The 17408-nt window shown below is 45.1% G+C and carries 13 protein-coding genes; 5 read left to right on the top strand and 8 right to left on the bottom strand.

What is annotated here, in order from left to right:
• The first annotated feature begins 47 nt into the window (after positions 1 to 47).
• Complete coding sequence (locus JKP82_RS02215; protein ID WP_159528225.1) at positions 48 to 635, top strand: hypothetical protein; 588 nt, start codon at positions 48 to 50, stop codon at positions 633 to 635.
• Between the two features lie 27 nt (positions 636 to 662).
• Here the strand turns inward: JKP82_RS02215 and JKP82_RS02210 are convergent, their stop codons facing one another.
• Both JKP82_RS02210 and JKP82_RS02205 read right to left on the bottom strand, forming a co-directional pair.
• A complete protein-coding gene (locus tag JKP82_RS02210; protein ID WP_159528227.1) occupies positions 663 to 2573 on the bottom strand; it encodes a methyl-accepting chemotaxis protein in 1911 nt (636 codons plus the stop codon).
• A 325-nt stretch (positions 2574 to 2898) separates the two neighbouring features.
• Complete coding sequence (locus JKP82_RS02205) at positions 2899 to 5094, bottom strand: M3 family metallopeptidase (RefSeq protein ID WP_218395661.1); 2196 nt, start codon at positions 5092 to 5094, stop codon at positions 2899 to 2901.
• 325 nt (positions 5095 to 5419) lie between these two features.
• Between JKP82_RS02205 and JKP82_RS02200 the strand changes: the two genes are divergently transcribed.
• On the top strand, positions 5420 to 5938 hold the full coding sequence (locus JKP82_RS02200) for a YgjV family protein (protein WP_159528231.1): 519 nt from the start codon (positions 5420 to 5422) through the stop codon (positions 5936 to 5938).
• 178 nt (positions 5939 to 6116) lie between these two features.
• Here JKP82_RS02200 and purU read toward each other — a convergent pair whose 3' ends face one another.
• Together purU and thpR are read right to left on the bottom strand one after the other, a co-directional pair.
• A complete protein-coding gene (gene purU / locus JKP82_RS02195) occupies positions 6117 to 6971 on the bottom strand; it encodes a formyltetrahydrofolate deformylase (RefSeq protein WP_218395659.1) in 855 nt (284 codons plus the stop codon).
• Positions 6972 to 7110: 139 nt separating this feature from the next.
• Complete coding sequence (gene thpR, locus JKP82_RS02190) at positions 7111 to 7794, bottom strand: RNA 2',3'-cyclic phosphodiesterase (protein ID WP_218395657.1); 684 nt, start codon at positions 7792 to 7794, stop codon at positions 7111 to 7113.
• Positions 7795 to 7998: 204 nt separating this feature from the next.
• On the opposite strand from thpR, the gene hrpB reads away from it, so the two are divergent.
• Positions 7999 to 10632: an ATP-dependent helicase HrpB gene (gene hrpB / locus JKP82_RS02185; protein WP_218395655.1), complete on the top strand. Its 2634-nt coding sequence runs from the start codon at positions 7999 to 8001 to the stop codon at positions 10630 to 10632.
• Positions 10633 to 10660: 28 nt separating this feature from the next.
• Here the strand turns inward: hrpB and JKP82_RS02180 are convergent, their stop codons facing one another.
• Positions 10661 to 11887: a lytic murein transglycosylase gene (locus JKP82_RS02180; RefSeq protein ID WP_159528237.1), complete on the bottom strand. Its 1227-nt coding sequence runs from the start codon at positions 11885 to 11887 to the stop codon at positions 10661 to 10663.
• A 127-nt stretch (positions 11888 to 12014) separates the two neighbouring features.
• Positions 12015 to 12218 (bottom strand): hypothetical protein, encoded by a 204-nt coding sequence (locus tag JKP82_RS02175; protein WP_159528239.1) that lies wholly within the window; start codon positions 12216 to 12218, stop codon positions 12015 to 12017.
• Between the two features lie 301 nt (positions 12219 to 12519).
• Between JKP82_RS02175 and mrcB the strand changes: the two genes are divergently transcribed.
• Positions 12520 to 14790 carry a penicillin-binding protein 1B gene (gene mrcB, locus JKP82_RS02170; protein WP_258544325.1) on the top strand — a complete coding sequence of 757 codons (2271 nt, stop codon included), beginning with the start codon at positions 12520 to 12522 and terminating at the stop codon, positions 14788 to 14790.
• A 213-nt stretch (positions 14791 to 15003) separates the two neighbouring features.
• On the opposite strand, the gene JKP82_RS02165 is transcribed toward mrcB, so the two are convergent.
• Positions 15004 to 15291, bottom strand: a complete 288-nt coding sequence (locus JKP82_RS02165) for a hypothetical protein (RefSeq protein ID WP_159528243.1) — start codon at positions 15289 to 15291, stop codon at positions 15004 to 15006.
• Positions 15292 to 15731: 440 nt separating this feature from the next.
• Here JKP82_RS02165 and JKP82_RS02160 point away from each other — a divergent pair, with 440 nt between their 5' ends.
• A complete protein-coding gene (locus JKP82_RS02160; RefSeq protein ID WP_159528245.1) occupies positions 15732 to 16148 on the top strand; it encodes a hypothetical protein in 417 nt (138 codons plus the stop codon).
• 246 nt (positions 16149 to 16394) lie between these two features.
• Here the strand turns inward: JKP82_RS02160 and JKP82_RS02155 are convergent, their stop codons facing one another.
• Positions 16395 to 17309, bottom strand: coding sequence for a DUF808 domain-containing protein (locus JKP82_RS02155; RefSeq protein WP_218395651.1), 915 nt, complete (start codon positions 17307 to 17309; stop codon positions 16395 to 16397).
• Positions 17310 to 17408: the final 99 nt, after the last annotated feature.

Genomic DNA, 17408 nt, shown 5'->3' with positions numbered 1-17408 from the left:
TGGTTATATTGGGGTCTACTTTGCTTTTGCACATTAGGTACCGAATAATGCTTCGATCTTCTCAGCTTCTTGTGATGCTTACCGCACTTCAATGTGTATGGTTATCGATGTCTGCATCTGCCTCAGCGGTCGAAGATGCTGAGCAATGGTTGAGCGAATATGTAAGTTTTGATGATACCTTTTCCATTGCGCTATCTAAAAATAAGATTAGATTTAAAGGCTGTAAGCAAAAGCAGTATCAGTTGGTGGTAAACCAGCAATTTACTAAACGCTTTAATGTAGAAGCGATTGTTCACTATAACAAAGGCTTACTCGATTACGGTGTACTTACTCAGCGGGTTAAAAGCCACGAATTTGAAGTGGTGAGTTGGTGGGACAAAGGAAGTTACCGGGTTGGGTTAAGCCACAAAATTCGTCCTGAACATGAAATTTCCATTCCCGTTGCCGAAGTGATTCAACTCCCTACCAGTACTACAGCGAGTGTGTATTTTGAAGTTCCTCTAATGGAAGACAGACACACGCTCACGGTTGCGGCTTCTAGAGAGTCATGGAAGTCGGACAGCGCAACAATCCAGTTGCCGTGGAGCAAAGCCCACGACAACCAAGTTAAACTGCAATACGCTATTGCGTTCTAGCCAAGCAGTATTGAAATAAAACTAATCTCACAACTTAAACTGACTAACCTCTTGAGCCAGTTCGTTTGCGAGTTCGTCTAGCTTCTCGCTAACGCCTACTAACACATGTGTGGCATTAAGGGTTTCATCACTCGATGAACTTATCTCATTAATACTTCGGCTAATATCCTCAACGACTGTGGCTTGTTGCTCTGTCGCGGTGGCCACTTGAGTGTTCACGTCGTTGATCAGCGCGATTTCGTCAGTAATCTTCTGAAGCAGCTTATCGATATCATCGGTAGCACCCACCACTTCTTTGGTTTGTGCTTTGCTGTCTTGCATTTGAGAAACGGCCGTTTTTGAGTCTAGCTGAAACTTATCGATTTTAATTTGAATCTCATCGGTAGCGGCAGCCGCACGTTGAGCAAGGGTACGAACCTCATCGGCAACCACAGAGAAGCCTCTGCCATGATCGCCAGCCCGAGCGGCTTCTATAGCTGCATTCAGCGCAAGCAAGTTAGTTTGTTCTGAAATGCTGCGAATAGTATCAAGTATGCCGCCGATAGCCGCTGTGTGTTCATCAAGGGAGTGAATAACCTCGGACACACTTTCTACTTGCGTAGAAAGATTCGATATTGCGTGCACGGCTTTTTGGGTAAATAGGCGGCCTTCTTGCGAGCTTTCCGTCGCACGATTGGCATTTTGTGCCGCATAGGTAGCTGACTGGGCTACTTCAGTTACCGTACTGCCCATTTCAGTTAACGCTGTTGCTGCCTGCATGGTTTGGTCTCGCTGACTGCGAGTAGAGCGTTCATTTTGCTGAGATTGGCTTGCCACTTCTTGAGCCGAAGTTTTAAGGGCTTGGCTAGTTTTGGCTACCGATACAATAGTGCGGTGAAGGTGGTCGATAAAACTATTGAAGCCTTCAACCAGTCGCGCGGTTTCTCTTTGTTCTGGTACGTCAATTCTTGAACGCAAATCGCCTTGCCCTTTTCCAAGTTGCTGGAAAATATCAGCCAGTGATTCGATAGGCTTAGTGAGTGAAGATGCCAGCCAAATACCAAGCAGTGCGAACAAGCCCGCGATGGCAATAGACCACAAAATAATCTGCCGACTGCCTGCATTTAACGAGGCATAAAGCTCTTGCTCTGGTACTTGTGCAACCACGTACCAACCTGACTTTTCAACGTACGTGCTGGCAAAAAGGACGTCATCGGCGTTTACTTCGCTGGTTGCCATCGCAAAATCACGTTGTTGCAGTAAAGACCGCGACGCATCTGCGCCACTAATGGCACTCAGTTTGGATTTTCCCAATAGGCTAGTATCAGGGTGGGCAATAATAGTGCCTTCGCCATCAACCAAATACACATAGCCAGTTTGGGCAATTTTTACCGCGTTAATAATATCTAAAAGCTCGTCTACAGACTTCGCGACGCCAGACATGCCTCGGCCTGCGGTTTGTTGGAAGTTTGCGAACAACCTATAACCTTGACCCGGTTCGTTATACAAGCTAAGTGAAATTGGCGTACCACTATCACGGTAAGTAAAAAACCATCCGTCAAATTCGTCATTCTTTAGCACCCGTAAAAAACCGTCTTGGTTCCAATACTTAGTGGTTTTTCTATCGACGAAAGAGGCCACGGTTAAGTCGTTGAAAGTCACGATGTCGTTTAGATAAGCGATAAGTCGCTTTTCACCTGAACTATCAGCGCCAGCGGCCGACCAGGCTAAAATGTCTGGATTGGACGCAATGCCATGGGCAACAGAAAGCATCACGCTGGCTTCTCTGTCGACCTGATTGCCAATTTGCTTCAACAGTGAAGGAAGTTGAAGCTGTTCCATGTTTTCTTTTACTAAGTCTCGGGCTATCCATTGGCTAATTGAGCCTACCAATATTGAGGCTGCCAACACAGCCACCATCAGTGAAAGAATCAGTTTTTGTTTAATACTCAAAGTCATAACTTCCGACCATATTTTGACTGCTGAAATAACGACGCTGCACTGCAGGCACAGTCACGTCTTGGGCGTTGTGTTATTACTGTTAGCGTCTACTTTACTGCTTAGTTGCAGGTTATTAATCACTTCATGAAACACGAGGAGAGGTAGTGCGCACTAGTTTTTTTATTATTGTGTTTATATCGGCTGAGGATCGCGAATTATTATACTTTCGACGTACAAAAGCCGATAAGATGATTTTGAAGTTAAATTGACCGAAAGGTCAAGAAAAAGCCGCGAAATGAGGTGAATTTCTCAACTTCGCGGCTTTTTTAGGGAGGTTTAACGATTAATCTTCGCTTTTATCTTCAGGAATTGGGAAACCTCTGTCGCGCATTAATGCGTCAACTTTGGCATCGCGGCCACGGAATTTGCGATAGGCTTCAGCTGGATCCATCGCATTACGAACCGAAAAGAGGTACTTCACTAAGCGATTGCCCACTTCTTCGTCGTAAAATCCACCCGGTGCTTCCATAAAGGCTTCTGATGCATCAGCTGTCAGCACTTCTGCCCACATATAACCGTAATAGGCTGCGGCATAACCTTCACCAGAGAACACGTGACCAAAGTGAGGTGTGCGGTGACGCATAACAATCTCTTCAGGCATACCGAGTTTTGTAAGCTCTTCACGTTCAAAGGTATCGGGCTCAATAGTAGCCGGATCAGTGGTATGGTACTTCAAATCCATAATGGCAGAAGCCATATACTCAGTGGTTTTGAAGCCTTCATTAAAGGTTGATGCCTTCTTAATCTTAGCAACAAGTTCAGCAGGAATAGGTTCACCCGTTTCATAGTGTACTAAGAATTGATTAATGACTTCGTCGGTGGTTAACCAGCGCTCTAAAAGTTGCGACTGGAACTCAGTGTAATCACGTACGCCTGAGTGCGAAGAGGGGTATTTCACATCAGCAGATAAGAAATGCAGTGCATGACCAAATTCGTGGAAGTAGGTTTCTGCATCATCAAATGAAATGAGTGTTGGCTCGCCTTCAGCCCCTTTTACGAAGTTAGAGTTGTTAGAAGACAACACCGTCTTTTTGCCGTCGAAGGTTGTTGACGAGCGATAAGTTGTGGCCCATGCACCAGAGCGTTTACCTTTGCGAGAAAACGGATCTAAGTACCATAAACCAATGTGTTCACCGGAATCTTTATCGGTCACTTCCCATACTTTAACGTCTTCGTGGAATACAGGCACTTTGCCTTCTTCCACTGGGGTAAAGTTGAAATTAAACAAACGACCAGCAACGTAGAACATAGCATCGCGCAGTTTATCTAGCTGCAGGTATTGCTTCACTTCGTTTGAGTCTAGGTCGTACTTGGCTTGGCGAACTTTCTCGGCATAAAAACGATAGTCCCAAGGGGCAATAGTGATATCAGCGCCTTCAGCGTCAGCAATGGCTTGCATATCGGCCACTTCTTGTTCAACACGTGCAATGGCAGCGGGCCAAACCTTCATCATAAGATCCATGGCGTTTTCAGGATTCTTTGCCATACGGTCTTCTAAGCGCCACTGGGCATAGTTTTCATACCCGAGTAATTCCACTCGCTCATCACGCAATGTCAGAATGCGTTTGATAGTTTCGTTATTATCAAATTCATCTGCGTTGTCGCCACGGCTGTAATAGGTGTTCCATACTTTTTCGCGTAATTCACGGTTAGTAGAATAGGTTAGGAACGGATCCATGGAAGAACGGGTGTTTGTTATTGCATATTTATCCGGCTCACCACGGCTCTGGGCGGCAGATTTAGCGCCTTTTACGAAAGATTCAGGCAAGCCACCTAATTGGTCTTCAGTAATATAGGTTACGTAGTTCTCTTCATCCGCCAGTACGTTATTTGAGAACGACGTATAGAGGGTTGCTAATTCTTCATTGATTGCGGCATAGCGTTTTTTCGCTTCGCTGTCTAAGGTGGCACCATTGCGTGCGAATTCGTTGTAAGTCATCCAAGCAATGCGCTGTTCTTCTTCGGTAAGAGTCGAGCGTTCTTCTGACTCATAAACCGCTTTAACACGTTCGAACAACTTTTCGTTTTGTGTGATTTTGGTAGAAAATGCAGACAACTTAGGCGACATTTCTACTTGGATGGCGCGAAACTCGGGGCTAGATTTATTCGCACTCCAAATGCCGTAGTAACGAAAAACACGACTAAGCTCGCTACCCGAACGTTCCATAGCCACAATCACATTTTCAAATGTGGGGGGCTCAGGGTTATTCGCAATCTCATCAATCTCTTTAAGGTTTAGTTCCATTGCTTTTTCAAGAGCGGGTTTTAAGTCTTCCAATTTCATTTTATCGAAAGCGGGCACGCCACCATACGGGCCTTTAAACTCTTGCAGTAGCACATTGTCGAACTGATGAGTTTCTTGTGCTGCAGCAACTTCAGTAGTGTCTGCTGAGGTTGCCTGAGGTGCTTTTTGTTCTGAGCAGGCACCCAGTGCAACCACTACCGCCATGGCAGTAAGTGAAGTTTTAAATTTTCCCATTATTATTTCCTGTCTTATTATGGTTATGATTTCTTTTATTGTTTATTATCGTTAGGTCTACACGCACTAGTAAAGCAGATCAATTTCACCGATTGAAGCGTTAATTAAAATCTCACACATTCAATACTATGCCATTGTAAAAATAACGTAAATGTCTCTTAACGTATTAAGCCGCTAGGCTAACGAGAATGCGAGTAGTAGCGCCTAAATGACACTCGTCGAAAAGGCTAAAAAAACCATTGAAAGTTTTAGACTAATCACTACACTTCGCGCCAATACATAATGGAATTTCTGCCTCACTTGTTATCTATGAAGGAGCATCGGCGTGTTTGAATTATTGCTTCATACAATCCCTGTATTGTTTGCTATTGGGTCTTTTTGGTCTAATACAGAGCGCAAGCTTTTATTTTTGAATTTAGGGTTGTGTGTGGCGCTAGCCAGCTTACTTGCTTTCGAGCAAGCGTGGGGTGGGGCTGTTGTTATTACTGTGGCAGGCTTAAGTACAACATACCGTATTGTAACTCAGAAGCTTTTACCCGCGTACGCTACTTATATTATTCTGACGTTGATGACCGTGCTAGTGGCAAGTATTAATACCCTTACGGGAAAAACAGGGCTATTAGAACTTATGCCAGTAATGACTTTTATGGTGTACCGATTTGGTGAACTACATTGTAAAGAGGCTGGACTACGCATTTGTATGATAGTTGGCTCGCTAAACTTTACGGTTTACGGTGTGGCCACTCAAACATGGGGACTGGCTATCACTGAGATCTTGTTTGCCATTTCAAATACGTGGTACTACGTTAAGTTGCGCAGACAAGTTGCCGCACTGACAGTATAGCGCCAAATTAGCGCCACAAAAGAGGGGTAGTGGTAAAGTTGAAATTGAGCCTGTACGCAGGTTGCAGCGTCATAAAGTAAATTTGTTCATGCCTGCCAGAATTAAAAAAGCCAGAGGAGTCACTTCACTCGTCTGGCTTTTTTTGTTTATCTAACTGCAAAATTTGTAAAACAGTGTCTTATGCAAATACCACGGTTTTATTGCGATGAATGATCACGCGATCTTCCAAATGATAACGCACGCCGTGGGCAAGGGCGGTTACTTCGCAGTCTTTCCCTTTTCTGACCATATCAACCGCGCTGTCGCTGTGGCTAATACGCTTAACGCTCTGCTCAATAATAGGGCCTTCGTCTAGGTCTTTAGTAACATAATGGCACGTTGCCCCAATTAACTTAACGCCGCGATCGTAAGCCTGTTGGTAGGGTTTAGCCCCTGCAAAGCTCGGTAAGAAGCTATGGTGAATGTTAATTGCTTTACCTTGAAGCTGTTGGCATAGCTTATCAGGCAAAATCTGCATAAAGCGGGCAAGTACCGTCAGGTCGATTTTATATTCTTCCAACAAGGTTGAGATTTGCGCAAATGCCGCTTCTTTGCCCAGCGCTTTAAAGTCCACCCAGTGAAACGGCACTTTATACCAATCGGCAAATTGCTTCATTTGCGGGTGGTTGCCAATAATGCATGGAATATCGCAATCAAGCTCACCGGTGTGCCAGCGATGCAGTAAATCAACCATACAGTGAGACTCCACGCTACCTAGTAAGGCAACGCGCTGCTTTTTACTTGAATCAGAGAGTTTCCAATTCATTTGGAATTCGTTAGCCAAGGGCGCAAATTCTGCTAAAAAGCTGTCGTAATCTAACCCAATAGAATCGGCACCAATTTCATGGCGCATAAAGAATCTACCGGTTTGTAAATCCGTGTGATGGTTAGCTTCAACGATGGTGGCACCATGGCTAGCTAAGAACTGAGAAACACTGGCAACTAAGCCAATTTGGTCAGGGCAATCTATTACTAATCGAAACGTTTGTTGCATGGAATTGAGGTCTCACTAAATAAGACCCCCTTTTTACCCAGCTACGCCAGTGAAGTAAAGGCTTTTAGGGTGAAAAAGCCTAACTGAAATAGGCTATTTTGCTATAAATAATATCACCCGATGAATGATCGTTTACGAACTACTCATCATTAATTCCTCTGCGTAGCTTTTCACGCACCGACATACTGTGCCTTAAACTCCAACTTTGCCTAATGGGGTACGTAACTCCTTGGGGGGTAGAGACAGATTCAAATAAGTGAAACGCCGATGCGTGCATTTCAACATGCGGTGTATACAAGGGCACAGGAAGCGCCGCCGTCGCTTTTCGAATGACGGTAACATGTGGCGAAAACCCTTTATTATCAACCTCTATAGCCGCAGCTCTGGCAGCTTTGCGGGTAGATTTCGCTAATGCCATTAGCTCTGCTGGCGGCGACTGAGGTGCGGCGAAAAGAATTTTAGGGCCGTTCCAAATACCCGTAGTGTCTAACGTTAGGGAAAACGGCGTATGTACTAACACGTCTAGTTCAGCGACTAACGCTTCATGCTGACGGTGAGTAATATGGCCGAGAAAACTTAAGGTCATATGGTAATTGGCTGCGTTAACCGCATAAGGTTGGGATGCGCCTGAGTCGCGCCTTTTACCTTTGCTCTCTTTACCCTTGCCCCGCCTGCCTTCGTTCCCTCTACCTTCATTGTGGGCTCGGCCCTCAGAAAGGTTGAACATGTTGCGGGCTGTCACCTCTGGGAGGGCTTGTTGCCGCCAACTATCAAGGGCTAATTTTTCTGTTGAATGTAAATCTAAACCAATGAAACAACGCATACCCACTCCTCTATCTACGTGTAATGAAGTCAACACGCCCTAGTTAATAGAAAATTGTTTAAACCCAAATGGACATATCGTCAGGTGTATCTATTTCGCTGTGCTTAGTCTAGCAGTGCTTGTTTTAACGTAATGCAAAACTTCTGCTGCAGGTAAATTCAAGTACAATAGTGTGAGAAGTTTATCTAGGTATTGCAAACCTTTATGTTACAGCCGTTATTACATTTACCCGCAGCCCAGCTTATTGAACCGGTTAACAAGGCGATTGGCGAAAACAACCTTATCATAGGTGCACCGCCGGGTGCAGGTAAGTCTACGGTGCTACCAATTTCTCTACTAAGCGCGATACCACAGGGTAAAGTGTTGTTGATGCAGCCTCGCCGCGTAGTCGTAAGAAATTTGGCGAATTACCTGGCAGGCATCCTCAATGAAAAAGTGGGCGACACAGTAGGTTACCGTATTAAAGGTGAAAGTAAGGTAGGAAAAACTACCCGCCTTGAACTGATAACCGAAGGTATACTCGCCAGAATGATTCAGTCTGACCCTGAGCTTACTGGGGTATCGGCCATTATATTTGATGAATTTCATGAGCGCAGCATTCATAGCGACTTCGGTTTAGCGCTAGCCCTCGACGTACAAGCGGGCTTGCGAGAAGATCTCCGCCTAGTGGTTATGTCTGCCACGCTTGATGTAGAGCCACTTACTGCATTAATGGATAATTACGGCGCTGTACCTGCGATTAACCTCAATGCAGAAGGACGAACCTTCCCCGTTAATATGCATTACAGCAAGGATGTGCTCGCCCATGAGGTGGTTAGCGCCACCGCAGAGGTGACTACCCGAGCGTTTTCTCAGCATCAAGGTGATGTACTGGTCTTCTTGCCAGGAAGCGGAGCCATTCGAGGCGTGGCACAACGACTCTCCACGCTGGTAAATAAATATGATGTGGCATTGCACTCACTCTTTGGGGCGATGGGCAAAGACGCCCAACAAGCCGCTATCAACCCTGATCCTCAAGGGCGGCGCAAAATTATTCTTGCCACCAATATTGCCGAAACCAGCTTAACCATAGAAGGGGTTAAGGTGGTGGTAGACAGTATGTGGGAGAACCAAGCCCAATATAACCCTTCCAGTGGTTTTACCCAGTTAATGCAACAGCGTATATCCCGAGCATCGGCTATTCAACGGGCTGGGCGAGCGGGACGAGTTAGCGCGGGCGATTGCTACCGGCTATGCAGTCAAAGCAGTTTTGAGCGTATGGCGCAGCATAATGCCCCGCAAGTATTACGAGAAGATGTGTCGTCCTTATTGCTAGATGCATTGCAATGGGGCGCTACGCCCGCATCATTGGGCATGTTAACCCAGCCAAGCGGCGCGCAGTTAAAGGTGGCTAATAATAACTTAACCGCCATTAATGCTCTTAACGACGAAGGCCTTAGCACAAACCAAATAATAACCCCTTATGGGCGTACACTTTCTGGCATACCCTGCCATCCGAATTTGGCGAATCTATTAATACGATGCGCGCAAGGGGTCGAAGGACTAGAGCCTGCTATGCAGCGCGAACTCAAATGTGCTGCGCCTTTTGTGGTGGCATTAGCAGAAAACCTTGGTGGGCAGTTCGAGCAAACCTATGTTATCGATGCGCTGTTGAACCTGGATGGTCAAACGCGCAAGCAGCTTCATCAGCAAGCATCTAGATATGCAAAATATGTTGGTTTAAATGCGAACGAATTGGACATGCACGGATTAGAAGAAGAGGCGTTGGCGCTATGTATTGCTATTGCCTTTCCTGAGCGGGTGGCGTTTTGTCGGGGTCTAGCTTCTGATAAGACAAATGGAAGGCAAAAAGGACAAGGGGCTATGCAGGGGAATATGCAAGGAAAGTCCCAGCAATGCGGATACAAGCTCGCCAGTGGAAAAGGCGGCGAATTAGAGCTGCATTCCCCGCCTCAGTGGTTGGCAGTATTACATGGCCAGCAAACCGGAAATACGGTGAAGTTCAGGTTAGCTCAGCCGATTAACGAGGCTGGGCTTCGCGCCGTATTCCAGGATGAGTTTACTCACAAAAAACAAGTACGTTTTAATGTGACAAAGAAGGTCATGGAAGCACGTATTATTACTGGTTTTCATGCCATCGACTTAGCCAGTGAACCCGTATCAGGTCAAGAGAAGCAACAAGATAATCGCTTCTGGAAAAAACAGACTGCTCATGCTTGGTTCGAATATTTAGAGAACATTCCAGTAAGTGAGTGGCCACTAACTGAGGGGGACTGGCAATGGTGGAATCGGCTTAAACTTGCGGCATCGTTGAATTTACCTCAACCGCAGGCGTTCGACAAACCAGGCCCTTGGCCACAGTCTTTACCAGCATTAATGCACAGCGCAAAAGAGACATTAATTGAGCCCTTAAGCCGATGTGAATCTTTGGCGAAACTACAAAAGTTACCTTGGAAAAATACGCTAAATAATGCACTTAGTTGGCCGCAGCAAGATGCTCTTGCTTCATTATTGCCTACTCATTTGTCGATACCCACAGGGCGTGATGCCGCACTTGAGTATCGCGATAACGGTGATGTGGTGTTAGCGGTTAGGATGCAAGAGATGTATAGCCAAACTGCCCCACTTACGGTGGCGGGTGGCAAAATACATATCGTGTATGAGTTACTCTCGCCAGCAGGTCGGCCATTGCAAACCACCAAAGATTTAGCAGGGTTTTGGACAGGCAGTTATTTAGCAATTCAAAAAGAAATGAAAGGGCGTTACCCGAAGCATTTTTGGCCAGATGAACCGGCTACCGCTAAACCCACTGCCAGAACAAAGAAGGCAATGGGTTAACGGGGCAAGTAAAGTCTTTTAAAAGCAGCTAGGCGCTCTTATCAACCAAGTTCAACGACTGCATCACGTTTAAACCTGGAAAACCATCAGCAATCATGTCGTTTGCTATTTGATAGTTGCGAATACCTTCGCGGGTAGCAGGGCCAATTATTCCATCGGGGGTGCCTACATCGAAGCCACGGTCGTTCAACTTTTTCTGTAGGCCAATAATATCGTTTCGGCTGTAAGCTGGTAAATCCGGAAGGGGAGCAATAATACCTGATGCGCCTGAAATTCTATCGGCTAATACGCCTACCGCAATGGCGTAAAACTCTGAATTATTCCAACGCATGATCACGCGAAAGTTTTGGTAACCCACAAACGCGGGACCGGCATGACCAGCAGGAACCACCACATACGCTTTCGTGTCGTCCTCGCCCAACGGGCTTGCATCGGCTTGTTTCACGCCGAGTTCATTCCACTGGGCTAGAGTACGGCGGTTTTTATACCCAGAGAGTTGATAATCAAAATTTTCTGGAAGCTGCACTTCCCGGCCCCAACGAAAGCCTCGTTGCCAGCCTAAACTCGCAAGAAAGTTGGCCGCAGAGGTTAGCGCATCTTCTTCACTATTCCATAAGTTGATTTGACCGTCATTGTCGCCATCTACCGCGTAATGGGTATAAGCCGACGGCATAAATTGGGTATGACCCATAGCGCCAGCCCAAGAACCTACCATTTCCTCACGGGTGAGTGACTCACGCTCAAATAATTTCACTGCTACCAAAAGCTCTTGGGTAAAGTATTTGCTTCTTCGGGGATCGCAAGCAAGCGTGGCTAACGAATCAAGAACAGGCATTTTGCCTTTGTAATTACCAAAGTTAGTTTCAAGCCCCCAGAAGGCCAGCAAGTAGTGCGGCGGCACACCGTACTTGTCACTTAATTTGTGCAGCAAGTCCTTATGCTTCTCGTACATTTCCTGGCCCTTGTTCGTGCGCCAATCGGTTACACGTTTACTAAAGTAGCCTGGAAAGGTTTGAACGAATTCTGGTTGGCTTCTATCAAGCTCAATAACACGTGCTTGGTATGCTAATGTGGGGAAAATGGCATCGACAGTGTCTTGACTGACACCTTGCTCAAGTGCTTTGTTAGCAAGTTGAGAGGTACACATGGAAAACGCCTCATCGGCCATTGCAGAAGCGGTGCACAGCCCTGACAGCAGTGCCGACATCATTGATACTGCAGTAACCCACTGCTTCCCTTTACCCTTAAAACCCATAGTTCAATTCCTGTATTGCGAGCACACATGCTATCTCAATGTGACTGTAAAACGCGAGTATAATTCAATGATGCGCTAAGGTTTATGGCAGATGATACGTAACAATATGTAAACCTACCTTGTGGCGTTATGCCGTTGGCGCTTGTTTTAAAATCCCAATGATTTCGCCATCATTGTTTAATTCAGCAAGCTCGATTAAATACCCTTTTTGAAGTTCATCTAACGAACGACCCTCTAATAGCTCTTTCACTCGGGCCGTCTCTCCCGCCACGATAGCCGATTGTAACCCTTCCATATTGGCAATAGAACTCGCCCTATTTTCAGATGTCATAATTGCTCCTTGAGTGTATGTATTCAACATTACTACGGGTGGCGTCATTGAAACGATTGATTTTAACGTGGTGCTATTTTTGTAGTTGTTGCCGAGAAGGAGCAGTGGTAGTGTTCGCTAACTTCAGAGTGTGCAGCACGCAGTTGTTTATATGCGGCTACAAAATTCTTCAGCATTCGCTGGAAATTGTGTTCAGAAAGCTGCACAATTTTTTCAGCTTCATATCATGGCATTCTCAGTGGCAAAAAAAGTGGCAAAAAAACAAACTAAAGCGGCATCCAAACCTAACTCTTTTTCAATAATGAAGCTCTTCTTACGCTTATTTCTGATAGGCGTAGTGGTACTTGGCGCCTACGCCTTTTACTTAGATGCGCAAATTAAACATGAATTTTCAGGTAATAAATGGGAAGTTCCTGCACAGATTTTTGCCCGCCCCTTAGAACTCAGTAAAGGGCAGGAAATTACTCCCACCGAAGTGATTGATGAATTAACCTTGTTGGGATATCGCAAAGTTAATGAGGCAGATGGTAGCGGCGAGTACAGTTATCGAAATGGCATTTTAAATATTCAGCGCCGCGCGTTTCATTTTCCTGAAGGGGCAGAAGGGCTTCGTCATTTAGAGATAACTTGGCAAGGCAGTCGGATTAGTCTGATTCAAGACAGAACGCAAACTCGCCCATTTGGCACTGTAAAACTTGAGCCATGGTTGGTTACGCGCATGGTCAGCGGTAGTCAGGAAGACAGAATGTTGGTCACACTGGATACTATTCCCGATATGCTGCCAAAAGCGCTAACTTTGGTTGAAGATCGCAATTTTTATAATCACCACGGTGTAGCTCCTTTATCTATATTACGGGCGCTATTAGCAAATATTGCGGCGGGCAGAACCGTACAAGGTGGTAGCACGCTTACCCAGCAATTAGTCAAAAATATGTTTCTAACCCGTGAACGCTCGATTGTGCGTAAAGCGAAAGAAGCCATTATGGCGGTGATCATAGACGCCAGGTATTCCAAGTCGGAAATCATTCAAGCCTATTTAAATGAAGTCTTCTTAGGGCAAAATGGTGACATGGCGGTGCACGGTTTCGGGCTGGCTAGTTATTTCTACTTCGACCGCCCAGCGAATGAACTGAGCACAACTGAAATAGCAACGCTTGTGGCTATTATCAAAGGCCCTTCTTATTACAATCCACGTAAACACCCCGAGCGCGTCAAAGAGCGCCGAGACTTGGTGTTGCGTATGTTATTTGACGAAAATGAAATCGACCGCAGCCAATATGAGCGGGCGATTAATATGCCGTTAGGTTTGGCCAGTGGCGCTAGTTTGGCCAGCGGCAAACATCCTGCTTTTATGGAGCAGGTAAGACGAGAGCTTGCAGATATTCTAGCCGACTCAAGCTTGCGTGACTCCGGTGTAAAAGTGTTTACCACGTTAGATATCGTGGCTCAGCGCCGGGCAGAAAAAGCCCTCTCTGGCACGATTGCAAGTTTACAAACGAACAGAAAAAATCCCCTTCAAGGCGCGATGGTTGTGACCGACAGTGCTAAAGGCGAAGTGCGGGCCATTGTTGGCGGTAAAGATTACTCATTTAAAGGGTTTAACCGAGCGTTAGGAGCGAAGCGTCCAATCGGTTCATTAATTAAACCTGCGGTGTATTTATCAGCCCTTGAAGATCCCACTCAGTTTAATTTAGCCACGCCACTGGAAGATGAGCCTATTACGCTAGAAAGCCGTAATGGACAGCAATGGTCACCATTAAATTACGATAAAGAATTCAGAGGGCAAGTGCCGCTTATTCAAGGATTAGTTGAATCTTTGAATGTGCCTACCGTTAATTTAGGCATGCAAGTGGGGCTTGATGTTATTGCTGACACGATTGCACGACTAGGCGTTACTTCTCAGGTCAATTTGGTGCCTTCTCTTACTTTAGGGGCGGTAGAGTTAACGCCGTTTGTTACCAACCAAATGTACCAAACATTATCGAACGGCGGGCGCTATGTGCCTTTGCATACGGTAAGTTCAGTCGTAACTGCCGACAATGCACTGTTATGGAAAAAGGCTGAATTTTATGCGCAGCGAACCGACGAAGCTGCAACTTACCTGCTGAATTACGCGTTGTATAAAGTCACGGTAGAAGGGACGGCAAAACAAGTAGGCGCGAACTTTGGTAACGTGAATATGGCAGGTAAAACCGGTACTACAGATGATTACCGAGATAGTTGGTTCAGCGGCTTTGACCGCAACAATGTTGTTACTGTGTGGGTAGGCAATGATGATAACTTGCCTGTAAATTTAACCGGTGCCAGCGGTGCCTTACCGGTTTTTATTAATTATATGAAGTCTCAGTCGCCTAAATCGTTATCTCGCCGCTTTCCAGATGGTCTGGGTATTGCGCACTTTGACGCGAAGACCGGTGCGGTGGTGATTGCCGGGTGTGCAGGAAGCATGAGTGTACCCGCTATTCTTGATGTATTGCCGCCGGCACAACAAGATTGTTCTGGCAATGCGGTGAGGCCTGATGGAGAAAAAGAGAGCGAAAAGAAAAGCTGGTGGGAAAGAATATTTGGATAAAAAAACAGGTAGGCAGTAAAAAGCATCCAACTCAATATGCTTTTTATTGCCTCCTGAAAAAGCCCCAGGGAGTAGGCTAAACTTTAAAAGTAGTACTAAAACTGGTCTAACATATATCGCGCTGTTGAAAACACTACAGCGCTAAGTGCAAATGCTGCTACGGGTGCCAAGACCAACATAAATAATGCGCTAGCGGTTAGCATACCTGCCTCCTTACGCGTCGTTATCGTTTTGAAACTCATCACTTTTCATTGGCGTAATCGTAATATCTGCAATTAAAGTGCTTGCTTCTGCCGCGTTCGGTTCAAAAGTATGGCTGGCCGTTAACACGTCGTACGTAATGCCTGTTGTCATATCTTGCTTTACATCTGCCATCGCACTGGCCACTAAATAATCGGTCTGCGAGGTTAGGTTACTTGTTGGTTCATCCGCCATTGCAGTGGTGGCTGTAAATGCAGTACTTAGAATCAGCGCAGTAAGTAATTTTTTGTTGGTAAACATGGGTCATCTCCTATGAGTAAAAGTGAGTCACTGCACTAAATCGGACTGCTTGGCAGTTATTTATTAAGTCGTTATCAATTAACAATTAGTTTATAGCGAGGGATGTGCCATCTTTTTATAATTAGTTAAGTTAATGATTAATATGGTATTTTATTTTTATTGTTTTTAAGGTAGGTTTTCGTAATTAACGAATTAACTAATATTTAGTTAGTTTGTAGATGTGTTTTGGTCAAAATAACTAACGCTCGTCATTGTGGGAAGTGAAAATTAAAGTGTGGCGCAGAAAACCAGAGAATATTTGTAAGGTAAGAAGATAAATATTTGGCTCAGTTATCTAAAGTATTAGACTTAATTAAAAGTGACTATCTAACAAACGTTTTAAGTCGTGCGATGACGTGCAAAGGGCCAACAACACGGAAGAAATAAGAGAGTATATAATTGTGGATATAGAAATTTCTTGGGGTGGCTATTATGCAAGTATCTCCGATGATAATGGTGAGATAACCTTGTTTCGGCTACTAGATTTCAATAGGGATGATTACCATATCGCAATTTATCAGGAGAAATTCCAGTCTATCCCGATGCTGAATGAAGTTGAAGGTTTGTCACCATTTATTGGCCACGCTCCATTTGATAGTAGATCACTACTGAACAACAAAAAAGTTCTCTTAATTGGAAGTCATCAATTATCGAAATCAGATCTGGCTGGGTACATGATCTACCTAGAGAATTTTGACGTTCCTAGTGAAGATTTAGAATTTTTAACCCAGTCGATTCTGGAGTACAGCAAGGAGCCTCCTCTTCAGTTATGGCTAACTTTGGTTGGAGAAGAACTTCAAATTAGCAAAATTGAATAGCAGTGTGAAATTGCCTAACTAGTTAACCAAAATGACGCAAAACGTTCGGCGTGAGGTTTTTAGTCGCTATTTATAGCCAAGTATTAGCGGGCCCATTGTTGAGGCGTTGGTATGACTCTCTTTCTCAGCGATAAAACGCGTAGGCTAGCTTTCACATGGAGTCATTGCGCATAGAAGAGTGTTGGAAAGTACTAGGAAAGTGATAGAAAGCGTTAAAGGGGCAATAAAGTTGCCCCTTAATATTTACTATTTGCGTAGGCGACTGATAATAGTTGCGACTACAGCCAAAATCGCGCCAGCGACTAAACCCGCAAGACCATCGGCAGCAATCGCCATTACGGTAGTTATAGATGGCGCGAGTTCGCTGAACCACACTGCGGCGTGATGCAGAAAACTAATGTTGTGAGTAAGAATACCGCCGCCCACCAAAAACATGGCAATGGTGCCAACTATTGCAAGGGTTTTCATTAAAATGGGCGCGGCAATTAACAGTGCCCGACCAAAGAAGCGTTGTAGGGTGTTCATGGTACCCGTGAGTGATTTACGCAGTAAATACAGCCCTACATCATCCATTTTGACAATACCAGCAACCAGCCCGTAAACCCCTACCGTAATAGCAATGCTTAGGGCCACCAATACGCCTACCTGGGTGGTAAAAGTCGCATCTGTTACGCTACCTAGTGCAATCACAATAATTTCCGCTGAAAGAATGAAGTCGGTACGAATAGCGCCTTTAATTTTCTCTTTTTCAAACGCGACCATATCCACTTTTTCATCAGCAAGGGCATTTATTCTCGCTTCACGTTCTGCTGACTCATCATCATGAGGTAAGTATTTGTGGAGCAACTTTTCGGCCCCTTCAAAGCACAAATAAAGCCCGCCTAGTACAAGAAGTACCGTGATTAACGAGGGCACAAAAGCGCTAATAAGGAGGGCGGCAGGGACCAAGATAACTTTATTTAGCAATGAGCCTTTCGCTACTGCCCAAACAACGGGTAATTCTCTATCAGCTTTCACCCCTTGCACTTGGTTAGCGTTAAGCGCCAAATCATCACCCAGTACTCCAGCAGTTTTCTTTGCTGCCACTTTCGACATAACAGCAATGTCATCCATCAATGTTGCGATATCATCGAGAAGGGCTAATAAGTTCGCAGCGGCCACATCACATTCCTTTAAAAAACTAAAAATGCAGCATACGTTGCACTGTCATAGGTTGGCAATGTTAAGGTATAAAAAGTAATAGCTAATTTTTAATATATT

This window comes from Alteromonas lipotrueae (genome assembly GCF_019249215.1).
Taxonomy (GTDB): domain Bacteria; phylum Pseudomonadota; class Gammaproteobacteria; order Enterobacterales; family Alteromonadaceae; genus Alteromonas; species Alteromonas lipotrueae.
This window is presented reverse-complemented; position numbering and strand designations above follow the sequence as displayed.